Origin of the sequence: Pseudomonas sp., assembly GCF_050739775.1 — a bacterium.
GTDB lineage: Bacteria > Pseudomonadota > Gammaproteobacteria > Pseudomonadales > Pseudomonadaceae > Aquipseudomonas.
The window spans coordinates 1-23,458 of the sequence record NZ_JBOICA010000055.1; the positions used below are offsets into that span (position 1 = coordinate 1).

The 23,458-nt window shown below is 59.3% G+C and carries 15 protein-coding genes and 3 pseudogenes; 9 read left to right on the forward strand and 9 right to left on the reverse strand.

The features are described 5' to 3' along the window. Positions 1 to 152, forward strand: a pseudogene (locus ACRESH_RS21970) (IS630 family transposase); the annotation flags it as partial. A 77-nt stretch (positions 153 to 229) separates the two neighbouring features. Then, positions 230 to 1,321 carry an IS630 family transposase gene (locus ACRESH_RS21975; protein WP_431743977.1) on the forward strand — a complete coding sequence of 364 codons (1,092 nt, stop codon included), beginning with the start codon at positions 230 to 232 and terminating at the stop codon, positions 1,319 to 1,321. Between the two features lie 207 nt (positions 1,322 to 1,528). On the opposite strand, the gene ACRESH_RS21980 is transcribed toward ACRESH_RS21975, so the two are convergent. The 5 genes and pseudogenes from ACRESH_RS21980 to ACRESH_RS22000 form a co-directional block, all read right to left on the reverse strand. Continuing rightward, positions 1,529 to 1,807: a DUF6966 domain-containing protein gene (locus tag ACRESH_RS21980; RefSeq protein WP_431743954.1), complete on the reverse strand. Its 279-nt coding sequence runs from the start codon at positions 1,805 to 1,807 to the stop codon at positions 1,529 to 1,531. Between the two features lie 421 nt (positions 1,808 to 2,228). Beyond that, positions 2,229 to 2,459: a hypothetical protein gene (locus tag ACRESH_RS21985; RefSeq protein WP_052964929.1), complete on the reverse strand. Its 231-nt coding sequence runs from the start codon at positions 2,457 to 2,459 to the stop codon at positions 2,229 to 2,231. Positions 2,460 to 2,835: 376 nt separating this feature from the next. After that, positions 2,836 to 3,153 carry a hypothetical protein gene (locus ACRESH_RS21990; protein WP_431743955.1) on the reverse strand — a complete coding sequence of 106 codons (318 nt, stop codon included), beginning with the start codon at positions 3,151 to 3,153 and terminating at the stop codon, positions 2,836 to 2,838. Next, positions 3,150 to 11,531 (reverse strand): filamentous hemagglutinin N-terminal domain-containing protein, encoded by an 8,382-nt coding sequence (locus ACRESH_RS21995; protein WP_431743956.1) that lies wholly within the window; start codon positions 11,529 to 11,531, stop codon positions 3,150 to 3,152. The genes ACRESH_RS21990 and ACRESH_RS21995 overlap by 4 nt, the downstream gene beginning before the upstream one ends. A gap of 98 nt (positions 11,532 to 11,629) precedes the next feature. Continuing rightward, a pseudogene (locus ACRESH_RS22000) lies at positions 11,630 to 13,336 on the reverse strand (ShlB/FhaC/HecB family hemolysin secretion/activation protein). A gap of 263 nt (positions 13,337 to 13,599) precedes the next feature. Between ACRESH_RS22000 and ACRESH_RS22005 the strand changes: the two are divergent. From ACRESH_RS22005 to ACRESH_RS22020, 4 genes and pseudogenes are all read left to right on the forward strand, one after another. Further along, a pseudogene (locus tag ACRESH_RS22005) lies at positions 13,600 to 14,363 on the forward strand (IS5 family transposase). Positions 14,364 to 14,375: 12 nt separating this feature from the next. Next, a complete protein-coding gene (locus tag ACRESH_RS22010) occupies positions 14,376 to 14,744 on the forward strand; it encodes an EscT/YscT/HrcT family type III secretion system export apparatus protein (protein WP_431743957.1) in 369 nt (122 codons plus the stop codon). Beyond that, positions 14,741 to 15,793: an EscU/YscU/HrcU family type III secretion system export apparatus switch protein gene (locus ACRESH_RS22015; protein ID WP_431743958.1), complete on the forward strand. Its 1,053-nt coding sequence runs from the start codon at positions 14,741 to 14,743 to the stop codon at positions 15,791 to 15,793. Before ACRESH_RS22010 ends, ACRESH_RS22015 begins: the two co-directional genes overlap by 4 nt. Before the next feature lie 17 nt (positions 15,794 to 15,810). Further along, entirely contained in the window at positions 15,811 to 16,521 is a 711-nt protein-coding gene (locus tag ACRESH_RS22020; protein WP_431743959.1) for a lytic transglycosylase domain-containing protein, read from the forward strand. Between the two features lie 68 nt (positions 16,522 to 16,589). Here the strand turns inward: ACRESH_RS22020 and ACRESH_RS22025 are convergent, their stop codons facing one another. Together ACRESH_RS22025 and ACRESH_RS22030 are read right to left on the reverse strand one after the other, a co-directional pair. Beyond that, complete coding sequence (locus ACRESH_RS22025) at positions 16,590 to 17,516, reverse strand: alpha/beta hydrolase (RefSeq protein ID WP_431743960.1); 927 nt, start codon at positions 17,514 to 17,516, stop codon at positions 16,590 to 16,592. Beyond that, positions 17,503 to 18,342: an SDR family NAD(P)-dependent oxidoreductase gene (locus ACRESH_RS22030; protein WP_431743961.1), complete on the reverse strand. Its 840-nt coding sequence runs from the start codon at positions 18,340 to 18,342 to the stop codon at positions 17,503 to 17,505. The genes ACRESH_RS22025 and ACRESH_RS22030 overlap by 14 nt, the downstream gene beginning before the upstream one ends. Positions 18,343 to 18,487: 145 nt before the next feature. Here ACRESH_RS22030 and ACRESH_RS22035 point away from each other — a divergent pair, with 145 nt between their 5' ends. The 3 genes from ACRESH_RS22035 (at position 18,488) to nudE (ending at position 21,432) form a co-directional block, all read left to right on the forward strand. Then, positions 18,488 to 19,531: a Rieske 2Fe-2S domain-containing protein gene (locus tag ACRESH_RS22035; protein ID WP_431743962.1), complete on the forward strand. Its 1,044-nt coding sequence runs from the start codon at positions 18,488 to 18,490 to the stop codon at positions 19,529 to 19,531. Positions 19,532 to 19,662: 131 nt separating this feature from the next. After that, positions 19,663 to 20,793 carry a helix-turn-helix transcriptional regulator gene (locus ACRESH_RS22040; RefSeq protein ID WP_431743963.1) on the forward strand — a complete coding sequence of 377 codons (1,131 nt, stop codon included), beginning with the start codon at positions 19,663 to 19,665 and terminating at the stop codon, positions 20,791 to 20,793. 54 nt (positions 20,794 to 20,847) lie between these two features. After that, on the forward strand, positions 20,848 to 21,432 hold the full coding sequence (gene nudE / locus ACRESH_RS22045) for an ADP compounds hydrolase NudE (RefSeq protein WP_431743964.1): 585 nt from the start codon (positions 20,848 to 20,850) through the stop codon (positions 21,430 to 21,432). Between the two features lie 64 nt (positions 21,433 to 21,496). Here nudE and dmpG read toward each other — a convergent pair whose 3' ends face one another. Further along, positions 21,497 to 22,531 (reverse strand): 4-hydroxy-2-oxovalerate aldolase, encoded by a 1,035-nt coding sequence (gene dmpG / locus ACRESH_RS22050; RefSeq protein ID WP_431743965.1) that lies wholly within the window; start codon positions 22,529 to 22,531, stop codon positions 21,497 to 21,499. Between the two features lie 13 nt (positions 22,532 to 22,544). Next, entirely contained in the window at positions 22,545 to 23,453 is a 909-nt protein-coding gene (locus ACRESH_RS22055; RefSeq protein WP_431743966.1) for an acetaldehyde dehydrogenase (acetylating), read from the reverse strand. Positions 23,454 to 23,458 lie beyond the last annotated feature (5 nt).

A 23,458-nucleotide genomic window follows, 5' to 3' on the forward strand; every position in this document is an offset into this window, starting at 1 on the left:
CCATTACCACGTTTTTAGCGCTGCACAACGCTCAGCCCTGCCGGTACGTCTGGAGCGCGAAAGGTGAAGACATTTTGCGCAAGATCCAGCGTGCCCGAGAGGTCATGGCGGGTACGCCCGTAGAGAAAGTTTTATCTGAGACAGAACACTAGCGTCCTGAGCGGTTAGTTCGACTATCCATCGAAGCAACGGTAAAGTGATGACCCAACGTCATGGACTGATTGCACAAATGGCCCGTCCCGCTGCTCCCTTTGCTTTAACGCCTGCCGACCTCGTCACCCTGCAAAGCTGGTTGCGGATGGGGTCATTGGCGCAGAACCTCGCACAACGCGCCCGGATATTGCTTCTCTTGGCGGATGGGCTCACACCCAATGCCGTCGCTGAGCGGATGCACGTATCGGCATCCGTGATCTTTAAATGGCGCAAGCGCTATCAGGAGGCAGGGCTTGAGGGGTTACATGATTTGCCGCGTAGCGGCCAGCCGCGCAAGCTCAGTGCTGCCAAATTCAACGACATTCTGACGTTAACAACTCAACGTGTCCCTCAGGAGGCAACACACTGGAGTGTTCGCCTGATGGCCAAATATGCGCAGGTCAGCACGTGGCAGGTTCGACAAGTCTGGGCGGCTTCCGATCTCAAGCCGCACCGGCTGAAGACGTTCAAAATCAGTAACGATCCTCTCTTTGCCGACAAGGTGGTCGATGTGGTCGGGCTCTACCTGAACCCGCCAGATAACGCGCTGGTGCTGTCGGTTGACGAAAAAACCCAGATCCAAGCACTGGATCGCACCCAGCCGATGCTGCCGCTACGTCCGGGGCAGATCGAGCGTCGAACCCACGATTACAAACGCCACGGAGCGGCGAGTCTGTACGCGGCTTTTGACATTTTGACGGGCAAGGTGATCGGGCGGATTACCCAGCGTCATCGAGCCAAGGAGTTTTTGGCTTTCCTGCAACAGATCGACCGCAGCACACCGGCCGAACTGGATCTGCATGTGATCCTGGACAACAGCTCGACTCACAAGACTCTCGTGATCCAGCAGTGGTTGGAGAAGCATCCCCGCTTCAAGCTGCACTTCACGCCGACCAGCGCCTCCTGGCTGAACGCCGTGGAAGGCTGGTTCGCGCAACTGGAGCGGCGAGCCCTGTACCGGGGTGTTTTTACCAGCGTCGCGGAGTTGAAAACGGGCATTCGTCAATTCATCGAGGCCCACAATGAGCACTCAGCCAAGCCGTTCAAGTGGAACAAAACCGCTGAAACCATCATCAGCTCGGTGCATAAAGCAAAGCTGGGTGCGATTAAAAATAGATTTTTGAATTAACCGCTCAGGACACTAGTCTGCCCTGGTTGAAGCTCAGTAACCTTCGGCGGCCCATCGAATCCGCCATCGAAACCATTATTTGCTTTCGTTGGCCAATCGGGGCTTCCGTCAGATTTTACCCACCTAGGATCAACACCCAACTTCTCAGCAGTAGCCACTTGCGCTGGTGTCGGATTGACTACGGGAGCGCGCGCGCCTTTTTGACCATTACGCTATTTTTTTACAAAGCTCATAAAGCTGAGTTCTTAAGCTATCTAATTCATTATTTTCTAGAACTAGTGGTTGGCCATCTCTATAGAGCACAACATCATTCAGAGATCCCATCCCCCCGTACATTGACAACAATTTTAGCGATGAGTATTTCGGATCCACCTCAAAACCCTTCTTGATTTTTTCAAGTGCTACCGCCCAATCATCAAACGCTCCAACACGAAGCAGCTCAATCATTCGTGCCAGAATTACTTCAACATCATTGAGATTTTTCATTTCAATGGACTCGAGTTAATCACTTGAACTCCGTCAACCAACCAAGGCTTCTGGACCACAATTTGCTGCGATCCACCAACATAGAACCCACCTTGGGATCCAACCTCACCAACGTACACCTTGGTACCGGCTGGTATTTTTATCTCAAAAACCGTATCTATGGGTGATTTTGCTCCCCCTGGCCACTCCGGTAGAACTGCCTTGTCGATCCTCGTCTGTATTACCCCAGTTGGCGGCTCACTGCTGAAAAACTGCCCAAGTGGTTTGTCGGTAGTCCCTGCACGGTACAGAACAGTATCCTTCTCAAGGGTAACAACGGAGTACCGTCCACCAGAGAAGGTTTCAGCAATATTATCGGTCAATGGCCCTGGCTTAACCGCCGAATAGGTGCCTTCAACTTTGCCAAAACCTTTTGCACCATCTACATAGCTTTAATCTCTGAAATCAGAGCCAAAAACTCTGACTCAGTTAACTCAAATTCCTCGCCCTCCTCCATTGCCATCAATGTGAGAAGGGCTCGATCCATGGGCGCAGTAATTTCTAACCCATGGTCTTGATAAATTTCAAATGCCACTTTAGAAATTCTAAAGACATCGAAACCTCTAGCCAGTGTTCTTTCTAGATCCATAGCAAGATCAGCTTGTGAGTACATTATTTCCAGCTCTCCAATTCTGCACCTGTAGGAGGATAGTGCTGCGCACTAACTGGCTGCCCATTAATGCTTTAGGGTGAACTCGTATGACATTTCCTGAATGATCATAGCTTTCCATCCACTGCCTAGTGGAACCAGTCGCAGGATTGTACTCCGTGGCAAACGAAGCACCACGAGTAGTGCCTTCGGTACGAGCAGGCACTTCCTGTGTGTAATAACGAATTCGTCCATCAGGGAGCGTCTTCGTGATAGCTGCTGTCTGTTGTGCCTTCTGCAACCCTGAAAATTTTGCCCTCAAAGCAGCTTGAGCATTAACACTTGCTGCCTCACCTGATATTGTTGCGGTTTCTTTTGCACCTGTCGCGTTTAGAGCTAATTAATAAATGAATTTAGTATTCGCTTTACCGCTAGGATCTATAGAAAGTACAAATTTTTTCCAATCTCCACCCGTGTGAGACTTCATCAGTCTGTGTAATTCATGCACAAAATCGGAAGCTCTATCTTCAGGATCATCTAAAAGATCGCTCACAGACAAACCATTTCGAACGAACGAGTATTTGGAGCTTACGGACCATCCTCCGTCGTAATCTTCATACTCAAACTCACAACGCATCTCCTCATACTGCCCACAAGCAGAATCATGCATGATTTGCGTAAGTGCATTTAGGGCTTCTACCTGTTGCTCAATACTCATTGCCCTGCCTCATTCCTGAACGATTTACGCATTTTCTCTCCATTGATTGAATAGTCAATCACCAGTGAATCCGGTCGTGCTGATGCAGGGTTAGCCCTAGAAAAGCGTACTGTTACTGAGCCAACCTGGTCGCCACTATTCAATGCGCTCTTGATTCCCATCTCCCAGCGTTTGTAGGCAGAATTATTAAAATTTCTGCCCTGTGGAAAAATATTGAATCGATCACAGGTTCCGCCAAACTGGCAACCTTGGATGTGCCCCCCAACGTCCGTTGGTAGCCCTTCCTTGCCAGCTGCCGTTTGGCGCGCATCACGAACTCCTTTTTCAAGCGATGGAGTGAATGTAAGTTCATCAACGTAACCGCTCGAATTGGTCTTGAACTCAGTGCCGTTGCTTAGCTTGACTTGGCTATTTGGTGGTGGCTCATTCAAGATTTTGTATTCGGGTGTACCTTTACTAGCTTTGGCCACATCGACCTCAACACTAGCTAGCTTCACCTCCCCTTTTGGACCCGTAGCCTTCCCAGCCCCCAGGAGTATAGCCGACCACTTGGCAATAAAACCTACGGTTTCGGGCTCAACATTCACACCAGCCTGCCCAGCCAAATCGCTGCCGGCCTGCGTCAGGCCAAGAGAAATCCCCATTTGAATCAATCGGATCTTGGCGTTCGCGTTCATCATTTGAACAGTCGCCAGCACATTTTTCATCTCTAGCGGAATATCGGATGCGCGTGCTTGAGAAATCTGCTCATGCGTCTTGTTGTAGCTCTCCACAAACTCCTGGAATTCCGCCGCTTTACATCCAGAAGGGTTGTCCAGACAAAACGCCGCGAACCGCTTTTCATTAGCGTCATTCAAATCCGCGTATTTGTTCCTGACCTCGGCACAGTTGTCGTTTGCGACACAGCTTTTCGCCTCGTCAATTAAGCCTTCAACCTCCTTGTGTCGTAGATAGTTATTGACCGTGGCCTGCTGCGCCACCCAACCCGCGACCTGCTGATCCTTGTCACTACCGCCAGCCGCAGCAGCAACGGTCATGCCCAGGAGCTGGGAAGTCATCGCCAGCACTTGCTCATGAGCGACACCCGGGAAAATTTTATCCCCGACCATCTCGATCAAAGCTTTGTTGGCCCCGGCAGCCATCGCGGACGTAACGAAGTCGCCTCCCGCGGCTTCGCCAATCAATCCTCCCACGATGGCGTGAACCGCCACCTTGGTCGGCAAGCCGCTGCCTAGAAGGCTGGTTCCAACTTGATCGTAAATCGCCCCGGCCATCATTTCCGCGACTAGCCCGACTGCGGCTTGACTCAGGTTGTCTTTGAATTTCCCACCATTGGCAACGGTACTTAGAGCGGAGTTAACAGCTAGGCGAACAGCGATGTTTTGCCCAGCGATCCCCCCACTGACGCCTGCGATCACATAACCTTTAAAACTATCGCTGGAAGTGACGTCCTTGACGACAGCGCCAAGATTTCCTCGGTTGTTGATCGTACTGATGGCCGCCCCGCTGGCCGCTGAAGTGACCATGGCGGTGAGTGCCACATTGCCCCATCCAGCCGCAACCGCTGTGCCGGCAGCAGAAGTACCCGCAGCAGCCATGGCAGTCCCTGAAGCAGCATTAGCTGCACTTCCTATTGCTGCGCTCGCCGCACCGGCGGTCAGTGCGGTCACGATGATTATGATCGCAAGCATCGCTCCTTGGCCCAGCCCCGAGTGGCTGTACTTGAAGCTCTCATGAATCTCTTGAACACGGCGCCAGTCCACATCGCCCCGTGCTTCGACTTCCTTGAGCCATGCCAATTGCGGATCGGCCTGCACCATGGCATCGATGGTCTGGCTCACGGACTTCTGATCGATCTGTTTGATGTCGATGTTCAGGCCATCGACGGCCCGTATGGCGATCTCGCCCTGAGCCACAAGCTGACTTTGACGCAAGGTCTCATCGGTATTACCTTTACCCTCCGCACTGGTCCACGCAAGGCTGTTACTGCTCTTCTCGTGGCTCTCCTGATGCAGGTCCTTCACCGCCTCAAACGTAATGCTCCCACCACTGTCCAGCGTGATGTCCTTGCCACTCTCCAGCTTCGCCACCTGATAGCGCTGATCGCCCTCGCTGACCAGCGTCAGGTCGCCACCGCTCTTGATCTCGCTGCCGACGTGGGTGATCTGGGTGACTTCGTCGCGTTGGGTTTTCTTCGCCCCGAAGCCGCCCTTTTCCTGCATGTCGTACAGCGTGTAATCGCTGTTCTGCGCGGCCAGCAGGTTGAGGTCGTTGCCCGCGTACACATAGGCTTCATTCCCCGCGCTGATCTTGCTAGCCACCAGCGTGGTGTCGCGGCCGGAAGCAGTGACCACGTTGCCACCGGCGCTGAACTCGGCGGCCTTCTGCACGGTGTGGTTGTCTTCTTCGTGGATGCGTTTCTTGCCGTCCTTGCTGCGGGTTTCGACGTTGTGTTCGTCGCCGGCCGAGGCCAGGGTGAGGTCGCGTTCAGCGTCGACGCTGAGATTGCCTTCGGCCTTGGCGGTGCTGGCGATGACGTTGATGTCGCGGCCGGCGGCGAGGCTCAGGTTGCCGCCGCTGGTGACACTGGACGCGAGGTTTTCCACGGTGGTGGTGATGGTGGAACGATGGCCGCCATCGGCCAGTTCGTGGATTTCGCTTTCGTTGCGCGTGGCCAGCAGGTTGAGGTCGCGGCCGGCACTCAGGCTGGCGTCGCCGCCGCTGCTGATGGCCGAGGCGTTGGTCAGGTCGCGGGCGGAGCTGATGCTCAGCGTGTCGCGGGCACTGATGCCGGCGCCGCTGTCCACCAGGGTACGCATGCCGGTGCCTGCCGCCACGGCGACGGCGGTGCGGTCGTTGACGATGTCGCCCTTGAGGGTGCTGAGGCTGACCTGATTACCGCGAATTTCGCCGGCCAGGGCGTTGCGGATGCTGTCCGTGGCCATGAGGCTCAGCCGCTCGTTGGCTTCGACCAGGCCGCCCTGATAGAGGCTGCCTTTGACATCGGCGGACAGGTCGTTCGTGCCGCGCAAGGTGCCGACGTTGACCAGGTCGTTGCCGGCGATCAGGGTCAGGTCGCGGCCCTGGATCAGGCTGCCGCCGCGCACGTTGCGCGATTCGGCCTGAGCCAGATACAGCACCGGCACCAGCACTTTCTCGCCGTCGACGATGCGCTCTTCCATCCACACGATGTCGTGGGTCAGCGCCGCGACCTGCGCCGATGTCAGGCTCACGCCCACCGACAGGTTCAGCTGGTTTTTGCTGGCCAGCGCGTTATCCATCAGGTAACGGAATTGCTCGCTGTCGTCATTCAGACCGTCGGCGAGGAAACGCTGGCCGGTTTGAGCCAATACCGCATCGCTGATCAGACGGGATTCATAGCGGCCGTCACCGAGTCGGCGCGCAGCCTCATCGGCATCGAAATTGAGCTGGCCCAGCAGGTAGTCGGAGCTCATGAACAGCGCCGGCTGGGTGAGCTCGGGATTGGTTTCGATCAGGTAGCGACTTTGCGGATTGCGGGTCTGCACGAACAGGCCGTACTGACCCTGGGGCAGGCGGAAGGTCGAGGACGCTGTCGGGTCAACCGCTGCAAAGGGAACGCCACTGAAATCGACCGGGATGAAGCTGATTTGCTTCACACCGTCGGCATCCACCCGCTCGATGCGCGTGACAGCTTTAGGTACTTGAGCGCTGGCATCGGTGCTGCGTTTGCCGAGGTTGATGTTGATGCCGCCTACCGAGGCGGTCTGATCGTTATCCAGCGCACCGGTCAGTTGGCTGTAGGTATTGTCGTACAGCGTGCCGTTCTGGATGCTGTTGGTGACGTTCAGTCTGACATTGCCACCGGCTTGCAACACGGCGGCATAAGTGGTGTTGCCGTTTTCGTTCCAGGTGGTGACGTCGCTCAGCACACTGAATCGCGCGTCGCTGGAACGAGCGCTCAACTCCTGGAAACGCGCCTCGTCGAAGTTGCCTGCTGCTGTCGCTGCGTTGAAAGCCGGGACATCGATGAACTCCATCTGATCCCAGAGGCTGTTGTCGATGCGGCCGGGCGTACCGATTTCCACCACCCGCTGGCCGGAGCGAGACGCCGCCCCCTGGTTGATCAGACTGTCGGCAGTGAGGTCGAGGTTACCGTTGGCGGCCATCAGGCTGTAGCGGTTTTGCACCTGATTGGCGTGAACACTGAAGTTATTCCCGGCCACGAAGCGTGCGGCGCGAGAGTCTTTGAGCACGGTGTCGTTGAACTGGGTGATGATGGTGATCGCACCGCGCTTCCAGCCATCGCCACCACCGCAATGTTGACCGCACACCCAACTCAGGCTGCCGGACGACTGCCCGGAGGTGAGTTCGAATTCGGCTTTGGCGTTATCCAGCGACGCGACGTTGATATCGATGTCGCCTTCACTCTCGATGGTGGCCGACAGGTTGCTCAAGTAGGCCGCTCGGCCGCCATTCAAAGCGCTGAAGCTCAGATTGCCGCGACTGTAGATATCACCGTAGTAGTTGCTCAGGCTGTTGCCATGCAGCTCCATTGCACCGCCGCTGAACAGCAGCGTATCCGCGCCGTTACTGATGCCATTGGTCGCGTTGAATGTAACCTTGCCTTGGGCGCCGAGGGTGCCTTTGTTGTCGATCCGCGCCGCCGTCACCGAAAGATTTTGCGTGGCGATCAGCCGACCGAGGTTGTCCAGTGTGCCGCGCAGGTTCAGCTCCGTGTCGCCGCCACTGACAATTCGCCCGTCATACTGGATCAGGTCGCCGGCGCTGATGGTCAGTTTTTGCTTGGCCGAAATCCGCCCACTGTTGATCAGGTTTGTACCCAAGACAAACGACAACCCGGCGTCGCTCAACAGTTCGCCCGCGTTGGTCAGACCGGCGACATTCAAGCTCAGTGCCGACGCGCTGGCGATACGCTCACCGGCGTTGAGAGCAAGGGCTTGTGCGCTGGTGTAGGTCAGGCCGCCGTTGAGTTGCCAAGTGCCCACACCGCTGACCGAACCGATATCCCAGATCCCGCTGCCCAGCCCGGTGAGGCTGCCCTGACTGCCGTACAGACTGCTGAGGTCGAGGTCGAACACCCCGAGTGCCGCGTGCCGAACGCTGCCACCAAGGTTATTGAGCTGGGTACCGCCAAGGGTCAGGTCCCGACTGCCAATTTCGATGACGCCGTTCTGGTTGTTCAGATTACCGGTCAACTTGATCAGACTGGATTCGCCGCCCAGAGCCCGAACCTGACCGCCCGCGCTGTTGTTCAACTGGCCGCTGAGAAGTTTCAGGCCGGTGGCCGACTCGATCAGGCCACCCTGATTAAGAATCTGGCTGACGGCTTCAAGCCCCAGTCGCGTACCGCTGATTTCGCCGCCGATGTTGTCGAGACTGGAACCGTCGAACGTAACCGCGCCTTTGGCAAACAGTTTGCCCGCGTGGTTGGTCAGGCGGGTGACCACCAGTTCCAGGTCACCCAGCAGGCTTGAAATCAGCCCCGCCTTGCCGTCGAGGGCACTGTTGTCAAGGTCGGCCGCCGTGATGTTCAGACTGTCGGCCTGGAGGATGCCACCCTGGTTCTGCAGACTGCCCTGCCCCAGCGCCAGTTCGGCGTGGCCGGCATTGGCGAGCATGACGCCCTGCTGGTTCTTCAGGCTCGTACTGACAATTTTCAGACCATCGCTACCCGCGACGATCTGGCCTTCGCTGCGGTTATCGATGGCTGTGCTGTTGATGTCCAGACGTTTGCCACGCAGTGTGCCACCGCGGTTATCGAGTTCAGTAAGCTGTTCGAGCAACAAGCGCTGTTCGCCGGCATCGACCACACCGGTGACGTTGCTGAAAACACCGGCGATTCTCAGTTCGACGGTGCCATCGGTACTGACAATGGCGCCCTTGTCATTGTTGGTCAGTTGTTTTGCGCTGACATCGATGGTTTTAGCGAGCAGGACACCCCCGCTGTTGTCGACGGCATCGCTTTCGATGTGCAACCCGGCTTCACTTTGAATCCGTCCCTTGTTGTTGAGCAACGCCGACTGTCCGGGGCCAGTCTGCTCAAGAATCAACCGTGTGCCGTCAACACCCGCCGCCAGCAGGCCGCCATCGCTGTTGTCGAGGCTGCCTGCCTGCAGTTCCAGGCGATCGCCCATGATCCGCCCACCGCGGTTATCGATGTGCCCACCCGGAGTGACCAGCAGCAATTGCTGACCGGCCACGACGCCTTCCTGGTTGTCCATGCTCGCCGCCTGAACATCGACATCTCCGTGGGTCGCTTGCAAGCGGCCCAGCGCATTGTTCAGGTGTTGTGTAACGATCAGCGTGAGCTTGCCGGACTCGGCGCTCAAGGTGCCTTTGGTGTTCCCGGAAAGGCTGTCGAGTGTCGCCTGCAGATTGCCGCCGAGCAGTTGGCCCTCGACATTGATCAGATCGCGGCCAGTGAGCTTGAGATTTGTCGTGCCCTGAATCAGCCCCTTGGTGTTGTCCAGATCTTCACTGCCAAGAAGGGTATCCTCTGACGAAATGATGCCTTGAGTGTTGTCGAGTTTGCCGTTGCTGGTCAGCTCAAGGGTCTTGCCCGTCAGGCTGCCATTGCGGTTGTTGATGCTCTTGGCGTCAACGGTCAGTTGCGTTGAGGCTTGCGCCTGGCCGCCGTGGTTGTCGAAGTCTTCGTCGACGGTCAGTTTGAGGGCACCCTTCTCTGCACTGATCACGCCTTTCAGGCTGTTATCCAGACGGGCTGCCTTGATGGTCACTTCATCGGCGACCAACGTTCCACCCTGGCTACGCAGTTCGCCACCGGACACCTTCAGCACGGTCTGCGCCTGAATCTTGCCTTTGCCGTTGTCCAGACGCTCTCGTGCAACCACTGTCGCGTCGGACTGACTGGCGGCAATCAAGCCATTGACGTTGTCGAGCTGACGGGTGTCGAGGTCCAGCCGTCCGGCAATCAACTTGCCGCTGTCGTTTTTCAGTTCCCGGGATTTGACTGTCAGGCTGCCACCCGCGACTTCGATACGGCCCTGACGGTTATCCAGGCTGTCGAGAGTCAAAGACGCAGCCTGATTGTCGGCGAAGCGAATCAGTCCGTTGAGGTTGACGATCGCCGGAGCGTTGAACGTCAGGCTGCCTTCACCGAAGATCCGCGCATTGAGCCCCTGGTTGAGCAAGCGGGCCGCATTTAATGTGACGCTGCGTGCCTGAATGATGCCGTTCTGGTTGTCCAGCGAACCCGCGACCTGCGCGTTCAGGGAACGGCTGGCCAGCAGGCTGCGGCTGTTACTCAGCGCTTGACTGTCGAGGATCAGGTCACCGTCAGTATTGCGACTGTTATCGGCATTGACCCCAGCTTCGATGATGCCGAGGTTGTTTAAAACTCCGCCGCTGCTTAGCCGCACAGTGTCCTTGGCCGTGAGACTTTGACGGTTGACCAGATCCTCTGCGGTTTGCACCGACAATTGCGTACCGGCGTAAACCGGTCCCTGGGCGTCAAGACTTTTGGCCTTGATGTCCACGACGTTGCTGGCTGTGGCTTTGGCCAGGCTCAGATGCCCATTGGCGTCAATCTGGATATCCCCGCCGCTGGCGGCCAGGTTACCCGCCAGTTTCACCCCAACCCCGGCCTCGGTGCCCACCAGTTTGATCGCCCCGGCGTACATGCCGCCCAGGGCCGAGGAGTCGATGGCCAGTTCTGGCTTGGCACTGCCGTCATTCGCACGAGCGGTGGCGTTGAGGCTGTCGCCCTTGACGTCATTGCGACCGGCGATAATCGTCAGGTTGTTCGCCTGGATCTCGGCGTTGATTTTCGCGCTGCGGGTGATGATTTCGAAGCGGTCGACCTGGCTGGCATCCAGCCCGGCGCCGTCGATGGAGACGCTGCCCTGATCGACCTGAAAACGATCCAGTCGGCCCGCGCCATCCAGCACCGGTTTACCGGTAGTCAGCGTCACGCGTGGGGTGTTGATAAAGCCGCAGCCGTTGCAACTGATGCCATACGGGTTGGCAACGATGACCCGCGCCGACTGCCCCGCCACTTCGGTGTAACCGCGCAGCTGACTCGGGCTGCCGCCGACCACTTCGTTGAGGATGGTTTGCGCCGAACCGCTGTTTTTCAGGTGCGGGTTGCCGATGATGATCCCGCCCAGTTGCGTGGCACCGGTCTGGTTGGCGACGTTGTTAAGGATCACGCCCTGATTGCCGACGTTGTAATCGACGAACTGATTGTGCGACAGGCCGCTGCCGTTGGGCGTGGCGATGTTGACGATCGGCACGCCATTGCCCGCCTGACCGAGACTGGTGCCGGGGTTGGCCACCACGATACCGTCGGCCTGGGCCCAGATCGGTTGCCAGAACATGACGTTGGCCAACAGGAACGCCAACCCGCGCTTGGGCATGCCCCAGAAACGCTCGCGGGGTTCACCACGGCGGAGGGCTGGCGGGTGAGGAAGGCGTAGTGGCGGGCGTCCATGTCAGGGGTCTCGATACAGCGATATTAGAGGAAGAAATCCACGCGGAAATAGATCGGCGCTTCACGCTCGGTCAGGGTGTCCGGGCGTTCCAGGGAGTGGGCAAAGGTCACGCTGGCGGCCAGGTGCTGACCCCGGGCAAACAACTCCAGCGAGTTGCTCGACATCCTCCCGTGCTGATCGCCGTTGTAGCGATCGCCGCGAATCACGCCCTGGTCGTAACCCAGGCCGGTGCCGTATTCGGCGAACAGCGGGCGCAACCACTCGAGCATCACCTGACGGCTCCAGCGCAGGTCGTTGCGCCAGTAGCCGCCGCTGTCGCCGGCCAACGATTGATCCTTGTAACCGCGGATCGACGACTGCCCGCCAAGGCTGGTGCGTTGCGGACTGAACAGCACGTCTTCACTGCGCTGGCCGGTCATCAGGCTGGTGAAGCTGAAGGATTCGCCCCACAGCTTGAACGGCTGCAGGTAGCTCGCCGTGGCGGTGTACTTGCGGTAGCGCGCGTTCGGCTCGCCCGGCCCCGGATGATCATTGTCCTGGGCGTCGAACGCACCGATGCCTTGCTGCAGGCCGAGATCGAGGTTGACGAACGCGCTGCTCACCCGACGTCCATGGTTGATGCCGTACTGCAACTCGCTGATGCGGTTGCTGCTCAATTTGAGCTTGCTGTCTTCGATGAAGTTGTTGGTGCGCAGATGGGAGAGCCCGGCGTTGAGCGAGGTCTTGCTCACGGCATCGCGGTGGATCACCCGCTCGGCGCGCAATTGATGGTTCTGGCTATCGCCGGTTTGCTTGAAGTTGTACCCGTTGGCAGCGATCTGCGAGCGGTACTCGCTCTGGTTGTAGGTGTAACTGAAGTTCCACCAGCCCCACGGCAGGTTGTAATAGAGCAGCGCGTTGTTGGAGGTGTGTTGGTGATCGCTCATCGCATCGTGACCGCCGCGCAACATCAACTGATCGGCCAGGCCCAACGGGCTGTCCCAGTCAAACGTCGTACCTCACTGCTGCTCACCGGTGCTGCGCTGGCCGTCATTGTTGCGCGACAACCCGACCCGCCAGGGTTTCTGCGGGCTGTTGGTGACCAGCACCTCGCTGCCGCCGACGTTCTTGCCGGGGGCCAATTCCATCTTGGCCTGGTTCGAGGGCAGGCGATTGAGCTGATCGACCAGTTGTTCGATCTCGCGCAGGTTGACCAGCTCACCGGTCTTGCCGGGAAACGCCATGGCCAGTTCGCGCTCGGACAACTGGCTGTCCGGCGCGCCCTTCATGCCTTCAAGCCGCCCCTCGACCACCAGCACCTTTAAATGCCCGCCGGACAAATCCTGCTGCGGCAGGTAGGCGCGACTGGTGACCAGGCCTTTCTCGATGTAGTGGTCGGTGATGACCTTGAGCAGTTCATTGAGTTGCGTCACACCCAGGCACTGACCGATGTAGGGCTTGAGCAGGCGATTTTTCTCACTGGCCGAGAGACTGTCGGCGCCCTTGAGTTCGATGTCCTTGATCGGGAAACAACGGGTATCGGCTGGGGCTGGCGGTGGCGTCGGCTGGACTGGCTTGCCGGGCAAGTCCTTGAGTTCTTCGAGACGCCGGCGCTGCTCGTCGAGCAAGCGGTCCTGGCGTTCGCGGATCAGGTCGGTGTCACCGGGGGTGGGAGCGGCGTAAGCAGAATTCAGTGGAGAAAGGCACAGCAAAGCCAGGCACAACCTCGCCACGAGGGCGGGTGGGTACATGTTCGATCCCTCGAAGAAAGATGATGGCGAAATAGTGGCGCGATATTAGATCGCCGCTTTTCTGGCGTCAAATATTGTCTCCAGTTATTTTCAGGGCGTATCAATTACGAAGTGGGTGGCAGCGGTCGAGTTCAACTCATCGTAGAAAGTTAAAGTCAGAGGTATCTCTATTGAAATCAGTGGTCTATACCAGCGCCAGTGCTAGAGCGTGTCGTCACGAGGTATGATTTAATTGCTACGCCCTAAACCACGATTGCCATTGAATGACCAAAGCCCATCGACGCCACGACATTTCAGACAAGGACTGGGCTGCGCTGGAAGCGCACCTGCCAGGACAAGCCGGGCAGTGGGGAGGTGTAGCGCAGGACAATCGCCGCTTCGTCAACGCGGTATTCTGGATTTTGCGTACCGGCGCGCCCTGGCGCGATCTACCGCCGGATTACGGCGATTGGAAGAACACCCACCGGCGCTTCTGTCGCTGGCGCGACAAAGGCGTGTGGGAGGCATTGTTGGAGCGGTTGATTAACGAGCCGGACTACGAGTGGCTGATGATCGATGCCAGCCACTGCAAGGTTCACCCACACGCCGCCGGGGCGCGAGGGGGGAATCAGGGGATGAGCCTCACAAAAGGGGGCTCAACACCAAGATACATTTGGCCGTGGATGCGCATGGTATGCCGCTCCGAGTTCTTGCTACGCAAGGTTCCCGAGCGGATTGCACAGAAGCTGCAAGCCTGCTCAAAGGCATGACGGCAGAGCACCTGATCGCCGACAAAGGCTACGACAGCGATGCCATTGTCGAACAGGCCCGGCGCCAAGGTATGCACGTGCAGATTCCGTCACGCAAGAACCGCAAGGCACCTCGTGGCCATGACAAGCACCTGTACCGTCATCGCCATCTGGTCAAAAACGCTTTTTTATATATCAAGCAATGGCGCGGCGTCGCCACGCGCTATGCCAAGAACCTGTCTTCATTTCTGGCTGCCGCGCAGATACGCTGCCTAGCACTTTGGCTGCGCATCTCGTGACGACACTCTCTAGTGACCGGTGGTTTCAACCAGTTGATCGCGGGGATCTATCACTCCTACAGCGTTTTGCCCCCCGGCGAGGTCTTTCATTTCGGCCCCGGTTTTCTGGCGTTCCTGTCCCGGCAGTGGCAACTGGCCTATGAGTTATGCCTGCGTTTCTCGATGCCGGCGATTGTCGCCATTCTTCTGGTGGATATGGCCCTTGGGCTGGTCAACCGCTCGGCCCAGCAACTGAACGTGTTTTTTCTGTCGATGCCGATCAAAAGCGCCTTCGCCCTACTAATGCTGGTCATGAGCCTGGACTTCGCGTTCAAAGCCCCCCTTGGACAGAGCACCCAATGGGTGCAACACGTACTCACGTTAATGGACCACCTGCGATGAGCGAAAAAACCGAGAAACCCACGGCGAAAAAAATTCGCGAAGCACGCGCCAAGGGCCAAGTCGCCAAAAGCACAGAGGTTACCAGCGGTGTGCAACTGGCGATTATGCTCGGCTATTTCATGTTCGAAGGCGGCTACCTGCTCGACAGTTTCACGACCCTGCTCGACACCACGATCAACGCCATCAACCTCGACCTGGCCTCGGCGCTCAAACAGTTGGGCGAGTTGTTCGCGGCAATTGTTGTACGGGTGGCGGGAGGTATCGCCGCCATGCTGATCATCACGACGCTGGTTGCCAGCATCGCCCAGACCGGACCGTTGCTCGCGCCCGAGGCGATCAATCCCTCCCTAGAAAAACTCAACCCGCTGGCCAACGCCAAGCAGATGTTTTCCATGCACAGCCTGTTCGAATTCGGCAAATCCATTGCCAAAGTCGGAATTCTGTCACTGATATTTTTCTACCTGATCCGACAGTACGCGCCATCCATCCAATTCCTGCCCCTGTGCAGTGTAGCGTGCGGCCTGGAGGTCAGCACACAGTTGCTGTACTGGATGTGGGCGGTGCTGATCGGGTTCTACGTAATGGTGGGCATCGCCGATTTCGCCTTTCAGCGCTACAACACCAACCAGCAATTGATGATGTCGCTGGAGGACATCAAGCAGGAGTACAAGAACGCGGAAGGCGATCCGCAAATGAAACAAAAACGCAAAGAAGCGCACCGGGAAGTGCAAAGCGGCAGCCTGGCGGCGAATGTCGCCAAATCCACAGCGGTGGTGCGCAACCCAACCCACATTGCGGTCTGCCTGTACTTCGAAGCCGGTGAAACTCCGTTGCCACGGGTGATCGAAATCGGTCACGACCATGTGGCACTGAACATCCTCGCCCTCGCCGAAAAGGCGGGGATCCCGGTGGTCGAGAACATCGCTACCGCCCGCGCCCTGGCTGCCCAGTGTGACGTGGGCCGCTACATTCCCCCCGAGCTGTTCGAACCGGTGGCGCATATTCTGCGAATCGCCATGAAGCTGGACTACGAGCAGGAAGCACCGTGAGCCGGCGGCGAACGTTAATGGCCTGCCTTGGCCTGCTTCTGGCCTATGGCTCAGGCGCTTCTGCCTTCGCACAAAGCGCCGGGTTGTACGCGCCCCTGACCTGGACCCGAGGCGACCTCGAAACATACATCCCTCCTGCACCGTCTGCCGACACACCGCCCCCCTCACATCCTCCGGCCTTCGTAGCGCCATCCCGGACCACCTCCTCCTATGATCCACTCATCGACAGCGTGGCCCGGGAGCACCACCTCGACCCGCGACTGCTGCACGCCGTGATCCACGTGGAGTCCCGGTATCAACAGGACGCTATTTCAATCAAAGGCGCGGTCGGCTTGATGCAAGTCATGCCCCTCACAGGCAGGCGATTTGGCTACACCGACCTGAGCAGCGCACCCAACAACCTGCGGGCCGGCGCGGCGTACCTGAAATGGCTGCTCGATCATTTCGATCACAATCTGGAACTGTCCATCGCCGCCTACAATGCCGGAGAAGGCGCGGTAAAAAAGTATGGCCGACAAATACCACCTTACCCCGAAACCCGAGCCTATGTTACCCGCGTCATGGCCCGTTATCGGGAAAACCCAATGGCGTTCTCTGCCACTGACCGGGAAAACCAACCAGATGCTCGCGCAACGGAAAATCCGTCGGCCGCCCTACACAGTGCCACCGTTTTTTTGCAAACCGTGGGCGCACTGTTGCTGACTTCGCCGGAACACAACGAGAGATAGAAACAGGAAGAACATGGTTATCACGGAAATTGGGAGTAATCCGGTTTAACTATTGCTGCAGGCGCCGTTCAAGCGAGCGCCCGCCGCAGGTCGGCAGCGGCGCCGGCCAGGGCCGTGGCAGCGCGCTCGACAAACGGCGCCATGCTGATAAAACCATGCACCATGCCCTCACAGCGCTCGATCCGGGTAGCCACTCCAGCCGCCCGCAAGCGCTCGGCAAAGGCCTCCCCTTCATCCCGTAGCGGGTCGTATTCGGCAGTGACCAGGGTGGTGGCCGGCAACCCGGCGAGAGACACTGCGAGCAGTGGCGAGGCCAGTGGATCGTCGACCTGTGCCGGGCTTTGCAGGTAAGTCTTCCAGAACCAGGCCATCATCGCCCGCGATAGCAAGTAGCCTTCGGCGTAGGACTGGTAAGACGGGCTGTCGCAGCGGCCATTGGTGACCGGGTAGAACAGGCACTGATGCCGGATCTGCGGCCCTTGGCGCTGTGCGGCCAAACGGCTCACGGCAATCGCCAGGTTGCCCCCGGCGCTATCACCGGCCAGCGCCAGCCGGCTGCCATCGACGCCCAGGCGGCTGGCATGCTCGACCAGCCAGCAAGTGGCCGCATAGCAGTCGAGCGGCGCCGCCGGAAAGCATGCCTGCGGTGCCAGCCGATAAGCGACCGAAACCACCACCGCCCCGGTCTCCCTGGCCAGGGTGCGGCAAAGGTTGTCATGGGTATCGAGGGTGCCAATGACAAAACCGCCGCCATGGAAGAACACCAGCAGCGGCAGGTTGTCCTGGTCCAGCGGCCGGTACAGACGGGCATCCAGCTCACCGGCGGCGCCGCCAACCCGCAGGTCGCAGACCTCGGCCATAGCGGCGCCGGGTATCGGCGGCATCAAGTTGTCGGCGTACTGGCGGTACTGCAAGACGTCAAGCTGATCGTAATCGGGCTCGGGTTGCGCACTGAACTGCTGGAGCACAGCGGCGATCTGCTTATCCAGCGGCATGGGTATCTCCTTGCACATCGAACATCTGGAACTGCGGGTTAGTTTCCTCGAGGATGCCGCGCACACGCTGCTCCAGCGCGGGCTTGAAGTCTTTATGAGGAAAGATCCAGAAGCGCTGTTCAGCGAGAGCGGCAAACACTTCTGCGGCCAGTGCACGGGGCGTCATGCCGTGGCGGATGCTGTCGTCGAGCAAGGCGCTGAACGACTCGCCGGCCTCGTCACGAGCCTGGTTCGAGGCCATGATTTCACTGGCCACCGGCCCCGGGCAGAGCACCGACACCGAGACCGCTGCGCCAAGCATGCTCAACTCAAAATGCAGGGTTTCCGACAGCGCCACGACAGCCTGCTTGGTGACGTTGTACGGCGCCATCAACGGGCTGCTAAGCAGCCCGGCGAGCGATGCGGTGTTGATCACCTTCGCCGGGTGGCCTTGCTGCAGCAGCAGCGGGACAAAACTGCGGATGCCATTGATGACACCCTGCAGGTTGATGGCGAGCATGCGCTGCCATTGCTCGTGGGTGATTTCCCAGCTGTAGCCGGTCTGCATCACCCCGGCGTTGTTGAACAGCAGGTCGACCCGGCCAAAGTGTTTCAGGGCGACATCGCGCAGGTGTTCGACCTGGCCCACATCGCTGACATCGGTCACCTGGGCGATCGCCTGCGCACCCTGGCCTTGCAACTGCGCGCAGAGCGCCTGCAAGCCCTGGTCATCGACATCGGCCAGCACCAGCTGCATGCCCAGCCCCGCCGCATGCTCGGCCAGGCCACGGCCAATACCGCTGGCGGCGCCGGTAATCACCGCCACCCGCCCCTGCTCATTGCTCATCGCGTTCTCCCGCTGCTGGCTTGATTGCACCAGTAGAGCCGCCCGCAAGCGCACGGCCATCGTCCGTTCAGACGATGCCCGCCTGTGCAGGGGCGGCAGAATCACTCGCAAAGCACACCCCCGTGATACACCGGAGAACAATAAGATGAGCACCCTGCACCGCATCGAAGCAAAGCTGCTGGAGGACCGTTACGCCCGTGGTTGGCACTGCCTGGGCCTGGCCGCGCAATACCGCGACGGCAAGGCCCATCGCCTGGACGTGTTCGGTACCCGCCTGGTGGCGTTCCAGGGTGAAGACGGCCAGCTGAACATCCTCGACGGTTATTGCCCGCACATGGGCGCCGATCTCAGCACCGGTTGCATCGAAGGCAATTCGATCCGCTGCCCGTTCCACGGCTGGCGCTGGAACGCCGATGGCGTGTGCGACGATATTCCTTACGCCAAGCGCATTCCGCCGCGGGCCAAGGTCAAGCGCTGGCCAATCATGGAAGAGAACCAGCTGCTGTTTGTCTGGAACGACCCTGAAGGCAATCCGCCGATTGCCGAGCAAGCGATCCCGCACATCGATGTTTGCTTCAGTGACGAGTGGGCCAGCTGGGAAGTGGCCGAGCTGCAGATCGGCACCAACTGCCGCGAATTGATCGACAACATCGCCGACATGGCCCACTTCGGCACGGTTCACGGCGCTCCCGTGGCCGAATTCAGCAACGTCTTCGAAGGCCACCTGGCCACCCAGATCATGCGTGCCCGCAGCGAGCGCCTGTCCGGTGACAGCGAACTGAGCACGGTGGCGACCTACTACGGCCCGGCCTATCAGATCACCGAGATGACCGGGGCGATGAACGGCCAGCCGATCCACTCGATCCTGCTCAACTGCCATGTACCGATCGACCTCGACAGTTTCACCCTGCGCTACGGTGTGCTGGTGAAAAAAATCCCTGGCCTGAGCGAGGAACAGAACCAGGCCATTGCCAAGGCCTATGTGCAACAGGCCCAGGCCGCCTTCTACGAAGACGTGGCGATCTGGCACAGCAAGACCCGCGTCGACAACCCGCTGTTGTGTGACGGCGATGGCCCGGTGTACCAGCTGCGTCGCTGGTACGAACAGTTCTATACCAACGTCGCCTTGCTGCCCGCCGATACCTACGACAGCAAGCATTTCGTGGTGCTCGGCGGCGAACGCGTCTGAGTCTGCCGTATCCGCGCCGGGCAGGCGTTGCCTACACCTGTCCGGTTGCGTGCACAAAGCGTTGCGCGCAGTCGTCGACGGCGATTAATCTCCGCCATCGCCAACGCTAATAATAAAAATGGTGGTTCCCTATGCAGCCGTGCCTCACTCTAGAGTCGTTCAGCGACCTGCTCGGTCATCTCTATCAGGGCCCCATGGAGAATATTCCCTGGGTCACCTTCCTCAACCAACTCAACCTGCAGCTGCACAGCAAGTACGTCACCTTCATCCTGCGACCGCCCAGCGTCAACGTCGACGGCCTGATGGTCAACACCACCGGCACTTCGACCGAAGCCACCGCCTCCTATAACAAGCACTTCTTCGCCCTTGATCCCTTCGTCGACCTGCCCAACCGCGAAGTCGTCACCCTTGCCGGCTATGTGTCCAACGACGAGCTGTTGCAATCGGAGTTCTACAAAAACTTCCTCGAGCCGGTGGATGTGTTCCATATTCTCGGTGCCGACATCAATACCTGCGACGGCGCCCAGTGCCGCATCCGCATCAGCCGCGGCCGCCACGACAAGGCCTTCGGCGACCAGGAAAAAACCCTCCTGGCGCGCTTCATCCCACATCTGGAGCGCTCGATCAAACTGCACATGCAGCTCAACCGCATCGAGACCGAACGCAACCTCTACGCCGGCGCCGTCGACCAGATGGCGGTGGGCACCATCATCCTCGATGAAACCGGCAAGGTGCTGCAGACCAACCAGGTTGCCGATCGTCTGATTCAAGAGAAAGACGGCATCAAACTGGTCAATGACGGGCTGCAGGTCGGCACCGCACGTGATACCCAGGAGTTTCGCCGCCTGGTCAAACAATCGCTGCTGTCACAGAAAAGCAGTAACCCTTCTGTGGTCGAGGCCATGCGCGTGCAGCGGCCCTCCGGGCGCGCAGACTTGGGTATCATCGTGCGCTCAGTGCCACTGTCGGCCTGGAGCGAAGGCAAGCAGTGCCCGACCGTAGTGATCTTCATCAGCGACCCGGAGCAGCAATCGTCCGCCCCCCAGGAGATTGTCCGCGCACTGTTCGACTTCACCCCGGCGGAAACCCAACTGGCCATGCTGCTGGCCAACGGCCTGACCCTGGACGAAGCCTCGGAGGAACTGGGTATCAGCCGCAACACCTCCCGTGCCCACCTGCGTTCGACCTTTTCCAAGACCGGGGTGACCCGCCAGACCATGCTGGTGCGCCTGATCCTGCGCAGCGTGGCAACCCTCGGCTGAAACAAACCGCCCTCGTCCGCTCGGACGATGGCGGCCCGGCGTTGCCGGCGCACAGTGCAGGTATCCACCTTCCGTCACCGCGTGGGCCTGCACATGCGCAACTGTCCGACCATTCTCAAGACCGAACTGCTTGCCCAGAGCAGCCATTTCCAGATCGAGGCCCTGCACCTGCAATTCAGCAACGGCCAGAAACGCGTTTACGAGCGTTTGCGCGGTACCGGTTACCGCTCGGTAATGCTGGTGGCACTGGCGGATCCTGCGCATGTACTGATGGTGCGCGAATACGCAGTAGGTGTGGAGGCGACCATCCTCGGCTTGCCCAAGGGCGGCGCCGAAAGCAATGAGAGTTACCTGCAAGCGGCGCAACGCGAGCTGAGCGAAGAAGTCGGCCTGCAGGCGGCGCAGTTAACTGAACTGGGCGAACTGACCTTGGCCCCCGGGCATTTATGTCATCGCTATCGGGTGGTGCTGGCCGAGCAACTGAGCCCCTGTCCGCTGGATGGCGACGAGCCCGAGCCGCTGGAATGCATCAAGGTGCCGCTGGCACAGATTCCCGAACTGGTGGCCTGTGGCGAACTGCATGAAGCCCGGGCCATTGCCGCGTTGTTCATGGCAATAGGGGAATTGGCCCGGCGCTGAATCCTCAGGCGCCGACTTGTCCCGCGATCAAAAGCCTGATCGCAGGACAAACCCGCGCGGACACTCAGGTCGGCATCACCCCGCGAGCCCGTGACATTGTCAGCGCCAGGTCTTCAATCATGTCTTCCTGGCCGCCCACGGTACCCCGCCGCCCCAGCTCCACCAGCAAGTCACGGGCGGCAATGCCGTACTTCAGCTCGGCCCGCTTGGCAAACAGCAGGAACGAACTGTAGACCCCGGCATAGCCCAGGGTCAGCGCATCGCGGTCGAGACGGATCGGTTGATCCATCATTGGCACTACCAGGTCCTCGGCCACGTCCATGATCCGGTACAGGTCGATGCCGCTGCTCACGCCCATGCGTTCGAGCACCGCCACGAACACTTCCAGCGGCGTGTTACCGGCCCCCGCGCCGAGCCCTGCGACCGAACCGTCGATCCGCACGGCACCGGCCTCGATGGCCGCCAGGGAGTTGGCAATCGCCATGCCCAGGTTATGGTGGCCATGAAAGCCGACTTCGGTCGCGCTGTTCAAGCCGGCACGCAAGGCGCCGATCTTGTCACTGACCTCAGCGGGCAGCATGTACCCGGCCGAGTCGGTGCAGTAGATACAATTCGCGCCGTAGCTTTCCATCAGCCGCGCCTGCTCGAGCAGTTTTTCCGCGCTGACCCTATGCGCCATCATCAGGAAACCGACGGTATCCAGGCCCATCTTCGCCGCCATGCCGATGTGTTGGCCGGAGACATCGGCTTCGGTGCAATGGGTCGCCACACGGATGGTCGAGACGCCGTGCTCATGGGCCATTTGCACATGATCAAGGGTACCGATCCCCGGCAGCAGCAAAGCGGAAACCTTGGCCTGTTTAAGCTTGGGGATCACTGCCGAGAAATATTCTTCGTCGCTGTGGGCGGGCAAACCGTAGTTCAGCGAGGCGCCGCCAAGGCCATCGCCGTGGGTGACTTCGATCAGCGGCACGCCGGCCGCATCCAGGCCGGTGGCCACCGCCACCATCTCTTGCAGGCTGATCTGGTGACGTTTGGCGTGCATCCCGTCGCGCAGGCTCATGTCATGCAGACGGACGCTCTTACCTTGCAGATTCATGGCAGTTCTCCACTCAACGAACGGGCAGTTGCAGGGTGCCCTTGTGGGCTTCTTCGGCAAACATTTCGGCAGTACGCAGACCTGCGGCGGTCATGATGTCGAGGTTGCCGGCGGACTTGGGCAGGAAGTCGCCCAGGCCTTCAACCTCGATGAAGATCGACACCTTGCGCCCCTCGAAAATCGGCCCGTTGATCAGCTTGTAGCCGGGCACATAGCGCTGCACTTCCTTGACCATGCTCAGCACCGAAGCGCGGATGGCCTCGCGGTCGGGCTCCTCATCGGTCAGGCAGTGAATGGTGTCGCGCATCATCAGCGGCGGTTCGGCCGGGTTGATGACGATGATCGCCTTGCCGCGCCGGGCACCACCGATCTGCTCCACGGCGCCCGCGGTGGTGCGGGTGAACTCGTCGATGTTCTGCCGGGTGCCGGGGCCTACGGAACCCGAGGATACCGTGGCGACGATCTCGCCATAGGCCACCGACTGGATGCGCGACACCGCCGCCACCATCGGGATGGTCGCCTGGCCACCGCAGGTGACCATGTTGACGTTCATCGCCAGCGTGGCGGCGTGTTCCTTGAGGTTGACCGGCGGCACGCAGAACGGCCCGATGGCCGCCGGCGTGAGGTCGACCATGATCACCCCCAGCTCATTGAGCTTGCGGCTGTTGTGCGCATGCACATAGGCCGAGGTGGCGTCGAAGGCGATGCGAATATCGTCGTCGAGGACATGCGCCAGCAGCCCGTCCAGACCTTGCGCAGTAGTCTTGACGCCCATCTCCCGGGCCCGCTTGAGTCCTTCGGACTGCGGGTCGACACCGACCATCCACACCGGTTCGATCCACTCGGACCTGCACATTTTCATCAGCAGGTCAGTGCCGATGTTGCCCGGCCCGATTATGGCCGCTTTCAGTTTCTTGCTCATTCGCT

Coding starts and splice junctions, on each gene's coding strand:
- ACRESH_RS21975 (WP_431743977.1), top strand. CDS start 230: ATGGCCCGTCCCGCTGCTCCCTTTGCTTTAACGCCTGCCGACCTCGTC.
- ACRESH_RS21980 (WP_431743954.1), bottom strand. CDS start 1,807: ATGAAAAATCTCAATGATGTTGAAGTAATTCTGGCACGAATGATTGAG.
- ACRESH_RS21985 (WP_052964929.1), bottom strand. CDS start 2,459: ATGTACTCACAAGCTGATCTTGCTATGGATCTAGAAAGAACACTGGCT.
- ACRESH_RS21990 (WP_431743955.1), bottom strand. CDS start 3,153: ATGAGTATTGAGCAACAGGTAGAAGCCCTAAATGCACTTACGCAAATC.
- ACRESH_RS21995 (WP_431743956.1), bottom strand. CDS start 11,531: ATGCCCAAGCGCGGGTTGGCGTTCCTGTTGGCCAACGTCATGTTCTGG.
- ACRESH_RS22015 (WP_431743958.1), top strand. CDS start 14,741: ATGAGCGAAAAAACCGAGAAACCCACGGCGAAAAAAATTCGCGAAGCA.
- ACRESH_RS22020 (WP_431743959.1), top strand. CDS start 15,811: ATGGCCTGCCTTGGCCTGCTTCTGGCCTATGGCTCAGGCGCTTCTGCC.
- ACRESH_RS22025 (WP_431743960.1), bottom strand. CDS start 17,516: ATGCCGCTGGATAAGCAGATCGCCGCTGTGCTCCAGCAGTTCAGTGCG.
- ACRESH_RS22030 (WP_431743961.1), bottom strand. CDS start 18,342: ATGAGCAATGAGCAGGGGCGGGTGGCGGTGATTACCGGCGCCGCCAGC.
- ACRESH_RS22035 (WP_431743962.1), top strand. CDS start 18,488: ATGAGCACCCTGCACCGCATCGAAGCAAAGCTGCTGGAGGACCGTTAC.
- ACRESH_RS22040 (WP_431743963.1), top strand. CDS start 19,663: ATGCAGCCGTGCCTCACTCTAGAGTCGTTCAGCGACCTGCTCGGTCAT.
- dmpG (WP_431743965.1), bottom strand. CDS start 22,531: ATGAATCTGCAAGGTAAGAGCGTCCGTCTGCATGACATGAGCCTGCGC.
- ACRESH_RS22055 (WP_431743966.1), bottom strand. CDS start 23,453: ATGAGCAAGAAACTGAAAGCGGCCATAATCGGGCCGGGCAACATCGGC.